We start from the raw sequence: 12,505 nt of genomic DNA, 5'->3' as shown, positions 1-12,505 counted from the left end.
TTGGCGATGTACCCGTAGCGCGGCGTAAGCGGAGCGCACCCGCGAAGCAACGCGCAGAGCGTTGCCGATGAGGGCACCGGGGGTGGCGATGGCGCTTTGTGTTTCAAGGGCACGTTTGTGGTTCGGTGACGCTATCAGGGCGGCTGGCGCCGCCCTCCGCGGGTGCCTCTTTCGCTCGTTGCTCTCGCTCTTTCGTTACGCCGCGCTACGGGGGTATCCGTGCCCGTGCCCCCATACCCAATGTTGGCGATGTACCCGTAGCGCGGCGTAAGCGGAGCGCACCCGCGAAGCAACGCGCAGAGCGTTGCCGATGAGGGCACCGGGGGTGGCGATGGCGCTTTGTGTTTCAAGGGCACGTTTGTGGTTCGGTGACGCTATCAGGGCGGCTGGCGCCGCCCTCCGCGGGTGCCTCTTTCGCTCGTTGCTCTCGCTCTTTCGTTACGCCGCGCTACGGGTGTGCCTCGATTTGCCGTGGTGACGTATTGGGGTTGGTGTGGCTCGATTTACCGTGGTAACGCCTTGGGCTGGATGTGGGCTACATACCGTAGCGCGGCGTAAGCGGAGCGCACCCGCGAAGCAACGCGAGAGCGTTGCCGATGAGGGCACCGGGGGTGGCGGTGCCGTTTTGTGTTTCGAGGGCACGTTTGTGGTTCGGTGGCGCTATCGGGGCGGCTGGCGCCGCCCTCCGCGGGTGCCTCTTTCGCTCGTTGCTCTCGCTCTTTCGTTACGCCGCGCTACGGGGGTGCCGCGATTTGCCGTGGTGACGTATTGGGGTTGGTGTGGGCGACATACCGTAGCGCGGCGTAAGCGGAGCGCACCCGCGAAGCAACGCGCAGAGCGTTGCCGATGAGGGCGCGGCGGGTGGCGGTGGCGTTTTGTGTTGCGAGGGCACGTTTGTGGTTCGGTGGCGCTATCGGGGCGGCTGGCGCCGCCCTCCGTGGGTGCCTTTATCGCTCGTTGCTCTCGCTCTTTCGTTACGCCGCGCTACAGGGGGCGCGGCATTAAGCGGGAGATTTGATCTGTTGGGGGCTGTGGGCTGCGTGGAGGCGTGCGATGAGCTGGTCTTCCAGGGCGAAGCGTTCGGTGAGCCCTTTGGCGAGTCGGTCGATCCAGGCGGGCAGCCGGGCCAGGTTTTGCTGGCAGCGTACCGGGCTGGCGAAGTCTTCGTCGAACTCCAGCACCATGGCGGTGGACATTTCGAGCCTTTCCAGCAACAGGGCCGCGATTTGCAGGGCTCCTTCATCTTCGAAGGCCTTGGCTTCTTCGGCCAACTGGGGGTAGATCTCGAAGTGACCCGCGCTGATGTAATCCATCAGCAGCTCGCTGAAGGTGTCGATGCGCGCCTTGCTAACGGCTTCGAGCTCGGCATCACAGGCTTCCTTGAGCTCAATGAAGCTGACCAGTAGTGCGCGCCGTTGATCCAGCCAGCGGTCGATCAGGCTGTGTACGCCCCCCCAGCGCTCCAGGGCATTTTTGCAATCTTCGAGCATGGGGCTTCTCCTTGCTGATAGCCGCCTTCATCAGGGCTAGACTCGCTGTTCCTTCTAGCCCTGTCAATGCAGACGGACACGATTTCCTTGATACTGCCGAGTGTGCCTTGAATAATCAACGCTTGGCTAACGTACCCTGCCCTGTCACGGCCAGCCATAACATACGTAACGGCACCAGGGCGAGAATGACGAACCCGACCAGTGTCCAGCCAGGCAGCGACAGCCCCAGCAGCATGAAATCGATTTCCGCGCACTCGCCTGAGCCGGTGAGCACCATGGCCACGACTTCCTGCATGGGCAGAATATCCATCATATAGTCCAGCCCTGGGCCACAGCTGGGCACCTCATCTTCGGGCAGGCCCTGCAGCCAGACATGGCGGCCGGCAATGAATGCCCCGATACCTACCGCCGCCAGGCTGAGCACGCCATATAACCCCTTGCCGAAACGGCCGCGGGGGTTATGAATGGCAGCCACGGCCAGCACCAGCCCAGCGGCGATGACCGCGACGCGCTGGAAAACACACAGCGGGCAAGGCTCCAGCCCGCCAATGTGCTCCAGTCCTAACGCCACGGCCATCATCAGGATACAAAAGGCGACGCCGAGTAGCGCGACCGGACGAATAGCGGATGAGGTCATTGCCCATCCTCAGGTGTAATGGCCGATAGTGCTCGCGATTCACGCGCCTTGGTGAAGTAGTTTTCCAGGAAGGTGCTGAAGCTTTCGTGATCTGCCGCTTCGATATCGCGCTGCTGCTGGTGCGAGGTGTCGATGAGCTGTGCCAGCAGTGCTTCCCGTGAGCGCAGCATGGGAGTGCTCTTCAAGGCATCCGCCTGCTCCTGAGCTATACCCAGCAGCATTTTGCTGAGCGAGCCATTGCCTGATTGCAGTTTATCCAGCAGTTGCGCAGAGGGCGTCAATTCAGGCTGTCGCAAGCGTGGCTGCAGTTCTGCCAGTGCGGCCGCATGGGGGGCGTCGTCTTCCACGGCGTCCAGCAGCCGAGCGACCTCGGCCATTTCCGCGAAGATTTGCTCGCCCCACTCGGGTAGCGTCACCGATTCCCCTTGACGCACGAGACGCAGCTCGGGGTCACGCCCACGCTCCACCACCAGGCGACGGTTGTCATCCAGGCGGTCACACTCTTCATCGGAAATCCAGGGGCTGTCGCTGAGCAGACACCACATCAGGAAGGTGTCGACGAAGCGCATCTGCACTTCCGTGACGCCCAACGGATCGAAGGGGTTGAGGTCCAGACAGCGCACTTCGATGTACTCGACGCCACGAGCTTCGAGTGCCTGGCTCGGGGTTTCGTTGTGCCGAGCCACGCGTTTGGGGCGAATATCGCTGTAGTACTCGTTCTCGATCTGCAGGATATTGGCATTGAGCTGCTGCCACTCATCGCCTTGCCGAACGCCCAGCGCTTCATAATCGGGCCACGGTGTGGAAATCGCATGGCGCAGAGTGTTGACGTAGTTGGAGAGCGAGTTGAAGCAGATTTTCAGCTGCGACTGGACCTTGTTCTGATACCCCAGGTCGGACATGCGCAGCGTGGTAGCGTAGGGGGCGATATAAGTATCGTCACCGAGCGGCTGCAGCTTGCTCGGCACTTGCCCATTGGGCAGGAAGCTCTTGTCCACGGCGGGAGACGCACCAAACAGATAGAGCAGCAGCCAGCTATGGCGACGGAAGTGACGAATCAAGCCAAAGTAGCGCGTCGAACGGTAGTCGTTGAACGGTACGTGGGTGGCTTTTTCCATCTCGCGCAGGGCGTACCACATGTCTTCAGGCAGTGAGACGTTGTAGTGCACACCGGCAATGGCTTGCATGATCCGCCCGTAGCGCACGTCCAGCCCTTTGCGGTAAACGTGCTTCATGGTGCCCACGTTGGAGCTGCCGTAGTCGGCAATCGGCACGCTGTCGTTACCGGAGAGCCGAGAAGGCATGCTGCCAGGCCAGATCCACTCGTTATCGAGATGATGGTAGGTAAAGGTATGCAGATCGGACAGGAAGGCCAGCGCCTCCCTGGGTTCCGAATACACCGGGGTGATGTACTCCAGCAGCGCTTCGGAGTAGTCGGTAGTGATGTGCGGGTGGGTCAGCTTGGAGCCCAGCGCCTGGGGGTGTGGGGTCTGTGCGATATGGCCCTGCGCATCGACCCTCAGCCCCTCTTTTTCTAGCCCGCGACGCAGCCGCCCCAAACGACCCAGACGGGCGCTGGGGAGCAGGCGCTCGACCTGAGCGGTCAGCGACGTAGGCACCGTGAGTGGTTCAGACAAGGTGAACACTCCTTGTTGATAAGGCCTGCATGACGCAGGCCTTGTGGAAACCGGCGGGCGTGACCATGAGCTGTATCCTACCTGATAGGGAATAATGGGCAGGATATGGCGGCAACCCTGTGTTTTTCAAGACACGCGACTATTTGCCCCGCTTGGCCTTCAACAACGCGGCACCCAGGGCGCCCATGGCCGCTGGTGCATTGCCCTGTTGCTGCCCTTGGCGCTGGCTCGCCTGACGGCTGCTGCGCGCAGGCTTGCGCGGCTCCTGAACGGCGCGGCTGCCGTTTTGCTCAGGCTGCTCTGGTTCATCACTGAGACGCATGGAAAGCCCGACTCGCTTGCGGGGAATATCGACGCTCATCACCTTGACGGTGACGATGTCACCCGCCTTGACCACGCTGCGCGGGTCGTCGATGAACCGCTCGGACAAGGCCGAGATATGCACCAGGCCATCCTGATGAACCCCGATATCCACGAACGCGCCGAAGTGCGTCACGTTGGTCACCGTGCCTTCCAGCACCATGCCCAGGGTGAGGTCCTTGAGCGTTTCGACGCCTTCGCGGAACTCCGCCGCCTTGAACTCCGGGCGCGGGTCTCGGCCTGGCTTGTCCAGCTCCTTGAGAATGTCGCTGACGGTGGGCACCCCGAAGCGCTCATCGGCGAAATCGGCGGGCTTCAGCGCCTTGAGGGTAGCGCTGTCGCCAATCAGGCCCTTGAGGTCACGCCCGCTCTGCTTGGCGATGCGCTCGACCAGGGTATAGGCCTCTGGGTGAACGGCACTGGCATCCAGCGGGTTGTCGCCATTGCTGATGCGCAGGAAACCGGCGCATTGTTCGAATGTCTTGGGCCCCAGACGGCTGACGCCGAGCAGCTCCTTGCGGCTTTTGAAGGCACCCTGCAGGTTGCGCTGCGCGACGATGTTTTCGGCCATCGCGGCGCTCAAGCCAGCCACTCGGGAGAGCAGCGCGCTGGAGGCCGTGTTGAGGTCCACGCCCACCGCGTTAACACAATCTTCGATGACGGCTTCCAGGCTGCGCGAGAGCTGCACCTGGGAGACATCATGCTGATACTGGCCTACCCCGATGGATTTGGGCTCGATCTTCACCAGCTCGGCTAGCGGGTCCTGCAGGCGGCGGGCAATCGAGACCGCCCCCCGGATGGTGACGTCGAGGTCGGGCAGCTCACGGGCCGCGTATTCCGACGCCGAGTATACCGATGCCCCAGCCTCCGACACCATGACCTTGCTCAGCGGCTGCGCGGGCGACAGCGCCTTCACCAGCTCCCCGGCCAGCTTGTCGGTTTCACGGCTGGCGGTTCCGTTGCCCACGGCAATCAGCTGCACGCGATGCTGCTTGACCAGCCGCGCCAGCACCTCCAGCGATTCGTTCCAGCGGTTCTGGGGAGCGTGGGGGTAAATGGTGGCCTGGTCGATGAACTGACCGGTGGCATCGATGACCGCTACCTTGCAGCCGGTACGCAGGCCGGGGTCCAGCGCCAGGGTGACTTTCTGCCCCGCCGGGGCCGCCAGCAGCAGGTCTTTCAGGTTGGCGGCAAAGACATCGATGGCGGTCTGCTCGGCCTGTTCGCGCAGGCGGCCCAGCAGCTCGGTTTCCAGTGCGGTGTAGAGTTTGACACGCCAGGTCCAGCGCACCACTTCGCCCAGCCACTTGTCGGCCGGGCGCCCTTCATCGCGAATACCGACCTGACGGGCAATGGCCACCTGGGCAGGATGCACCGGGGCGTCTTCTTCACCGGGCAAACGGATGGCCAGCCCCAGAATCCCTTCGTTGCGGCCACGGAACATGGCCAGCGCACGGTGCGAGGGCACCCTGGCGAGTTTTTCGTCGTGCTCGAAGTAATCCGAAAACTTGGCGCCTTCCTGCTGCTTGCCTTCCAGCACTCGGGCGCTCAGCTCGCCTTCCTGCCAGAGCCGCTCACGCAGCTGGCCGATCAGCTCGGGGTCTTCGGCAAAGCGCTCCATCAGAATCTGCTTGGCACCGTCGAGGGCGGCCTTGGCATCTTCGATGGCAGGTACTTCCCCTTCTGCCGGGCGCAGGTAGCGTGCCGCTTCGTTTTCCGGGTCGAGGGTGGGGTCGGCCAGCAGCGCATCCGCCAAGGGTTCGAGACCGGCTTCCCGGGCAATCTGGGCTTTGGTGCGGCGCTTTTTCTTGAACGGGAGGTAGAGGTCTTCCAGGCGCTGCTTGGTGTCGGCGGCCTCGATGGTGGCCTTGAGCGCGGGGTCCAGCTTGCCTTGTTCATCGATGGCCGCCAGCACGGCTTCGCGCCGCTCTTCCAGTTCGCGCAGGTAACGCAGGCGCTCATCCAACTGGCGCAGTTGAGTATCGTCCAGCGCGCCGGTCACTTCCTTGCGGTAGCGGGCGATGAAGGGCACGGTGGCACCGCCATCCAGCAATTCCACCGTGGCCAGGACTTGTTCAGGTCGTACGCCCAGCTCTGACGCCAGGCGCGCAATAATCCGTTGTTTGACATCCATAACGTGCAACCAGCTCATGCAGCCTTCGAGGTGCCGACACGGTACCACAAAGCACCTGTGCTGGCATGGCTTGCGCGCCCGAGACCGCCCTAGCGGTGGAACTGCTTCTCCCGCTCGGGCTGCCAGAAGATGGCATCCACCCGCAGCTTCACTTCGGTGGCATTAGGCAGCGGCCATTCGATGACATCGCCCACCTTGAGGCCAATCAGCGCGGCCCCGATCGGCGCCATGACGGAAATACCGTCTTCCACGCTGGCCAGCGCATGGGGATAGACCAGCGTGCGGATCATTTGCCGCCCACGAGTCAGGTCGGTGAAGCGGATCTGGCTATTCATGCTCACAACGTTATCGGGAATGTCCTGCGGGTCGAGCACCTCACCGCGCAGCAGCTCTTCTTCGAGCAATTCCGCCACCATCTGATCCTTTTCCGGTGCTTGATCGATCAGTCGCTGCAGACGCTCTGCATCGAGACGGTTGATGATGATTGGAGGACGCTGCCCCATGGTCTCTCTCCTTGATGATACCGACCATAAAAAACAGCCCTTCCCCAAAGGGAAAGGACTGTGAATATCTGCCATATGCAGGATAACTTATTTAAAGTGACCCGGTAACTCATTGAACCAGGCCACTGGCATGATCAGGTAACGCCCTGCTCGATCATGGCATCGGCCACCTTGCGGAAGCCTGCGATGTTGGCACCGAGCACCAGGTTACCGGGTTCGCCGAACTCTTCTGCCGTGTCAGCACACTGCTGATAGATATCGGCCATGATGCGCTTGAGTTTGTCATCGACTTTCTCTAGCGACCACTGCTCCATGCTGCTGTTCTGGGCCATTTCCAGCTGGCTCGTGGCCACGCCACCGGCGTTGGCGGCCTTGCCAGGGCCATAAGCGAGCCTGGCTTCAATAAAGCGTTCGACGGCGGCCTTGGTAGAGGGCATATTGGCCCCCTCACTGATACAGCTCACCCCGTTGGCGATCAGCGCCTGGGCATCCTGTTCGGTCAGTTCGTTCTGAGTGGCGCAGGGAAACGCCACCTGCGCCGGTAGTCGCCATACGGCATGGCCATCGGCGGGGTAATCCCGTGCCGCCACATAGTGTGCCTCAGGATGCTCGTGAAGGTAAGCCTCCAGGGAAACACGCTCCACTTCCTTCAGACGCTTGAGCAGCCCCAGGTCGATGCCTCGAGGATCATGAATCATGCCCTTGGAATCACTGCAGGTCACTGGTAGTGCACCGAGTTCCAGCAGCTTTTCGATGGTATAGATGGCAACGTTGCCCGCGCCGGACACCAGGCAAGTCTTGCCTGCCAGACTCTCCCCCCGGGCGGCCAGCATGTTCTGGGCAAAGTAGACCGCGCCGTAGCCGGTGGCCTCCTTGCGCCCGAGCGAGCCGCCCCAATTCAGCCCTTTGCCGGTCAGCACGCCTTCGTAACGTCCTGTCAGCCGCTTGTACTGGCCAAACAGATAGCCAATCTCGCGGGCACCCACGCCGATATCGCCGGCGGGCACATCGCTATGGGGCCCCACGTGGCGGTACAGCTCGGTCATGAACGACTGGCAGAAGCGCATGATCTCGTTGTCCGACTTGCCCTTGGGGTCGAAGTCCGCGCCGCCCTTCCCGCCGCCAATCGCCAGGCCGGTCAGCGCGTTCTTGAAAATTTGCTCGAACCCCAGAAACTTGATGGTGCCTGCGGTCACGCTGGGATGAAACCGCAGCCCCCCTTTATAAGGTCCCAGGGCCGAGTTGAACTGCACTCGATACCCTTTGTTGACCTGCACCCGACCCTTGTCATCCAGCCAACTGACACGGAACATGATCTGCCGTTCAGGCTCGATCATACGCTCGATGATACTGTGCTGGTGATAGTGCGGCGAGCGCTCGAACAGGGGGCGCAAGCACTCGAGCACTTCCTCGGTGGCTTGATAGAACTCGGTTTGGGCAGGGCTACTCTTGGCTAGCCGCGCAAGGGTGTCATGAACGTAGGGCATGGCGTCGTACCGTTACCGTAATGAGACTGTCGTTATGCTGGCCAGCGCATGACGGTATTTAACTGTGACGGCGTTTTTCTGCATACCCTATGCCGGTTTGGTATGGGCAAAAAACCGGCTGCAACTCGACTAAAGTCGCACTTTTTTTGCCCACTATTGGTGCATTAACCAAATTTGATAAACGTTGTTTTAACGACGCCAGCCGCGATCATCCCAGAAAGGGCGCCTGGCTTCACGCTGCACGACTTCACGACTCAAGCCAATGTCCTTGAGCAGGTCATCGTTGAGCTGCTGTAGTGCATAGCGCTCGCGACGCAGTTGCCGCCATCGCGCCAGCCTGACCCGCCAAGGGGTGCGGCGGCGTTCCACCACGTTCGGCTGCCGCTCTGATAATGCGTGACGCTCGTTTACACAGGTCATGATGCGCTCCATGTCGATCTCTCCTTCTGGGTGTGGAAGAAGTATCAAAGAGCGCCTAAAATCAATCCAACGAATACTCCTTATCCATAATATCAAACAGATTGATACCTCATGGCAACGTTACCGACCATCGATCATGAACTGCTGCGCACCTTTGTGGCGATTGTCGACCAGGGCGGCTTTACCCGCGCGGCGCAGACGGTCAACCGCACCCAGTCGGCGGTAAGCATGCAGATGAAGCGCCTGGAGGAGGATGTCATTCAACGCCCCCTCTTCGTTCGCCAGAATCGGCAGCTACTGCTGACCAGCGAAGGCCATACGCTGCTGAGCTATGCGCGCAAGATTCTCTCGCTACAGGGTGAGGCGCTGACGCTCTTGCGCCAGCCCGATATGGTGGGTCGTGTGCGCCTGGGCGTGCCCGACGACTACGTCATGCGCTTTCTACCGGGGATCCTGAAAACCTTCTCCCAAGCATGGCCACTGGTGGATGTCGAGGTGCACTGCGCTCCTTCATCGGTACTCTCACGACAGCCCCCGGACAGCCTCGACCTGATCATCATGACCCGGGAGGTAGGCGATGAGATCGGCACGCTATTGAGACGCGAACCCACCGTCTGGGTGACGGCCGCCGACCACGCCATCCATCTACAAACGCCGGTGCCATTGGCCATGTTCGAAGCCCCCTGCTTCTGCCGCCGCCATGCCTGCCATGCGCTGGACCGCGCGGGCAAGACCTATCGCGTGGCTTACAGCAGCCCCAGCCTGGCCACCTTGCAGGCCGTGGTCGGGGCTGGGCTGGCCGTTTCTGCTTGGATGCACAGCCTGGTCACCCCCGACATGCTGATTCTCGGCAGACAGGAGGGCTACCCTGCTCTCCCCGAGGCCTCCATCGTGCTGCAACGCACTTCCCAGACCCAGTCACCGATCATCGATAGCCTCGCAGAGCACATTGCGGAGGGGTTTCGTTTGTAAGGGCCTGTACGCCCAGGCGAACCAGTCCAGGATGGCCTGACGGAAGCACAAAATCACAAGCACAAAAAAGGGAGGATGCCAGGCATCCTCCCTTGAAGCGATGAAACAGCGAGTATCAGGTCAGCTGCGGGCCAGCTTTGATGATCGCTTCGTTGATGCCTTCGAACTTCTTGAAGTTGTCCACGAACTTGGTGGCCAGGTCTTGCAGGTGACGGTCGTAGGCGTCGCGGTCGGTCCAGGTGTCGCGGGGGTCCAGCAGGCTGGAGTCCACGCCCGGCACGGCCAGCGGCACTTGCAGGTTCAGGCCGTCGATGTGCCTGGTCTCGACATCACGCAGGATGCCTGACTGAATCGCGCTGATGATGGCGCGCGTGGTGGGGATCGAGAAGCGCGAGCCGCCTTCACCGTAGGCACCACCGGTCCAGCCAGTATTCACCAGGTACACCTGGGCGTCTTTCTTTTCGACACGCTTGATCAGCAGGTCGGCGTATTCACGGGCCGGACGCGGGAAGAACGGCGCGCCAAAGCAGGTAGAGAACGTTGCCGCCAGACCTTCGGAAGAGCCCATTTCCGTGGAGCCGACCTTGGCGGTGTAGCCCGACAGGAAGTGGTAGGCCGCGGCTTCCTTGGACAGGATGGACACCGGCGGCAGTACGCCCGACATGTCGCAGGTCAGGAATACGATGGCGTTGGGCTCACCCGCCAGGTTTTCGGCCACGCGCTTCTCGACGTGCTCCAGCGGGTAAGCTGCACGGGAGTTCTGGGTCAGGCTGTCGTCGGCGTAGTCCGGCTCGCGGCGGTCATCCAGCACGACGTTTTCCAGCACGGTGCCAAACTTGATGGCGTTCCAGATGACCGGCTCGTTCTTCTCGGAAAGGTCGATACACTTGGCGTAGCAGCCGCCTTCCATGTTGAAGACAATGCCGTCGCCCCAGGCGTGCTCGTCGTCACCAATCAAGAAGCGCGCCTGATCCGCTGAGAGCGTGGTCTTGCCGGTGCCCGAGAGGCCGAAGAACAGGCAGGTTTCGCCATCTTCACCCACGTTGGCAGAACAGTGCATCGGCAGCACGTCGGCGGCGGGCAGCAGGTAGTTCTGCACCGAGAACATGGCTTTCTTCATTTCACCGGCGTAACGCATGCCAGCGATCAGCACCTTGCGCTCGGCAAAGTTGATGATTACGCAGCCGTCGGAGTTGGTGCCATCACGGTTCGGGTCGCACTCGAAGCCTGCAGCGTTGAGGATGGTCCACTCTTCCTTGGCGGCCTGGTTGTAGGCCAGCGGGCGCACGAACATGGTGCGGCCAAAGAGGTTTTGCCAAGCCGTTTCCGTGGTGACACGTACCGGCAGGTAGTGGGTGTTGTCGCTGCCCACGTGCAGCTCGGCCACGAAGCGCTCACGGCTTTCCAGGTAGTCTTCGACACGCGCCCACAGCGCCGAGAACTTCTCGGCGTCGAACGGGCGGTTGACGCTGCCCCAATCGATGCTGTCACGAGTAGAGGGCTCATCGACGATAAAACGGTCTTTCGGTGAACGCCCGGTGCGTACGCCGGTGTTGACTACCAGGGCTCCGTTCGCCGAGAGGCGACCTTCACCACGGGCCACGGCGCGCTCGATCAGTTCGGCGCTGCTGAGATTGACGTGGGCTTGAGGAGCGGCTTGAGTCGTGGTCATGTCGATTCCTGGGCCTTGCGGCCGTTTATCTCGTTTACCGGGCGTCGTACGACGCCTTTAAAAGTCATCCCAACCACTCGCGAACGGGCTGGGCGCGCTGAAGTCCGGCGCATTATGGCAAAAAGAAAGCCCCCGGGAAACGGGGGCTTCTCGCAAATATCTTGTAGTTAAACTACTACAATGACACTACATTTTGTGTTGCAGCGCAGTATATTTTCAAACAACCGTTTGCTGGATGCGCCGAGCGCATTGTCTCCTCTGGGGTGGCGCCAGGCGGCCTGGAAGCCCACCCCATCAGCAGCCGACTACACAATCAGTGAATGACTGGCGGTGGTGCGCCCGGGTCTTCCAACAAAATTTCAATATCTGCGGCGGTGTAGTGATATTTCGTGTGGCAAAAGTGGCATTGGGTGTCGATGGCGCCCTGCTCCTGAAGAATATCCATCAACTCTTCCTTGCCCAGAGTGTGCAGCGCATGGCTCATACGCTCCCGTGAACAGGTGCAGCCAAAGCGCAGCGCCTTGGGTTCGAAGACCCTGACGGTCTCTTCGTGATAGAGCCGATACAGTACCTCACGCTGCTCCAGCCCCAGCAGCTCTTCATTCTTGAGCGTTTCGGCAAGGTGCACGCTGCGCTCCCAGGCATCCACGTCCTGGTTTTGCGAGGCATCCGGCAAGCGCTGCAGCAGCAGCCCACCCGCTCGCTGACCATCGGCGGCCAGCCACAGCCGGGTAGGTAGCTGTTCGGACTGGCCGAAATAGGCTTCCAGGCAGCCACTCAGCGTATCGTGATCCAGTGCCACGATACCCTGGTAGCGGTGCCCCTCCTTGGGGTCCAGGGTGATCATGATCTGGCCGTCACCGACCAGCTCACGGAAGCTGGCCTGCTCGCTGGGCAGCGCGGCCTCTTCGGCGATACGCGCAATGGCGCGCAGCTCACCGCCCGGGTTGGACTCTGCCATCAGCAGCGCCAGCGCGCCCTGGCCGCGCACTTCGATGCTGAGCGTACCGTCCAGCTTGACCGTATCGGTCAGCAGAGCCACCGCTGCCAGCAGCTCGCCCAGCAGGGCATTGACCGCCGGTGGGTAGGCATGACGATCGAGCACTTCCTGATAGGCGGTGCTCAGCGTGACGATTTCGCCACGCACGTTGGTTTGGTCAAACAGGAAACGCTGGATCTGATCAGACATAGTG

Annotated in this window: 10 protein-coding genes; 1 reads left to right on the top strand and 9 read right to left on the bottom strand. The window is 61.4% G+C overall.

Annotated elements, in window-relative coordinates; genetic code table 11:
* Window positions 1–1,001 precede the first annotated feature (1,001 nt).
* The 7 genes from rsd to KVY02_RS05770 all read right to left on the bottom strand — a co-directional run bounded on the left by rsd (window position 1,002) and on the right by KVY02_RS05770 (window position 8,668).
* The gene (gene rsd, locus KVY02_RS05800; RefSeq protein ID WP_218314713.1) at window positions 1,002–1,490 is read right to left on the bottom strand and encodes a sigma D regulator; all 489 of its coding nucleotides are present in this window, start codon (window positions 1,488–1,490) and stop codon (window positions 1,002–1,004) included.
* 115 nt (window positions 1,491–1,605) lie between these two features.
* Window positions 1,606–2,127: a disulfide bond formation protein B gene (locus KVY02_RS05795; protein WP_081138231.1), complete on the bottom strand. Its 522-nt coding sequence runs from the start codon at window positions 2,125–2,127 to the stop codon at window positions 1,606–1,608.
* Window positions 2,124–3,764, bottom strand: a complete 1,641-nt coding sequence (gshA, locus tag KVY02_RS05790; RefSeq protein WP_081138230.1) for a glutamate--cysteine ligase — start codon at window positions 3,762–3,764, stop codon at window positions 2,124–2,126. The genes KVY02_RS05795 and gshA overlap by 4 nt, the downstream gene beginning before the upstream one ends.
* Window positions 3,765–3,903: 139 nt before the next feature.
* Complete coding sequence (locus KVY02_RS05785; protein WP_218314712.1) at window positions 3,904–6,258, bottom strand: Tex family protein; 2,355 nt, start codon at window positions 6,256–6,258, stop codon at window positions 3,904–3,906.
* 89 nt (window positions 6,259–6,347) lie between these two features.
* Window positions 6,348–6,761, bottom strand: coding sequence for a nucleoside diphosphate kinase regulator (gene rnk / locus KVY02_RS05780; RefSeq protein WP_218314711.1), 414 nt, complete (start codon window positions 6,759–6,761; stop codon window positions 6,348–6,350).
* A 134-nt stretch (window positions 6,762–6,895) separates the two neighbouring features.
* Window positions 6,896–8,248, bottom strand: coding sequence for an NADP-specific glutamate dehydrogenase (gene gdhA / locus KVY02_RS05775; protein ID WP_218314710.1), 1,353 nt, complete (start codon window positions 8,246–8,248; stop codon window positions 6,896–6,898).
* Window positions 8,249–8,437: 189 nt separating this feature from the next.
* Window positions 8,438–8,668, bottom strand: coding sequence for a DUF1127 domain-containing protein (locus tag KVY02_RS05770; protein ID WP_256357577.1), 231 nt, complete (start codon window positions 8,666–8,668; stop codon window positions 8,438–8,440).
* A 111-nt stretch (window positions 8,669–8,779) separates the two neighbouring features.
* Here KVY02_RS05770 and KVY02_RS05765 point away from each other — a divergent pair, with 111 nt between their 5' ends.
* Window positions 8,780–9,640, top strand: a complete 861-nt coding sequence (locus tag KVY02_RS05765; RefSeq protein WP_218314708.1) for a LysR substrate-binding domain-containing protein — start codon at window positions 8,780–8,782, stop codon at window positions 9,638–9,640.
* A gap of 115 nt (window positions 9,641–9,755) precedes the next feature.
* Here the strand turns inward: KVY02_RS05765 and KVY02_RS05760 are convergent, their stop codons facing one another.
* Both KVY02_RS05760 and hslO read right to left on the bottom strand, forming a co-directional pair.
* Window positions 9,756–11,312 carry a phosphoenolpyruvate carboxykinase gene (locus tag KVY02_RS05760; protein WP_016913309.1) on the bottom strand — a complete coding sequence of 519 codons (1,557 nt, stop codon included), beginning with the start codon at window positions 11,310–11,312 and terminating at the stop codon, window positions 9,756–9,758.
* A gap of 313 nt (window positions 11,313–11,625) precedes the next feature.
* Window positions 11,626–12,501 (bottom strand): Hsp33 family molecular chaperone HslO, encoded by an 876-nt coding sequence (gene hslO / locus KVY02_RS05755; RefSeq protein WP_218314707.1) that lies wholly within the window; start codon window positions 12,499–12,501, stop codon window positions 11,626–11,628.
* Window positions 12,502–12,505 lie beyond the last annotated feature (4 nt).

This window comes from Halomonas sp. 18071143, from assembly GCF_019211725.1.
Classification (GTDB): Bacteria; Pseudomonadota; Gammaproteobacteria; order Pseudomonadales; family Halomonadaceae; genus Vreelandella; species Vreelandella stevensii.
Note: the sequence above shows the minus strand (reverse complement) of the source record. Positions and strands in the feature narration are given on the sequence as shown.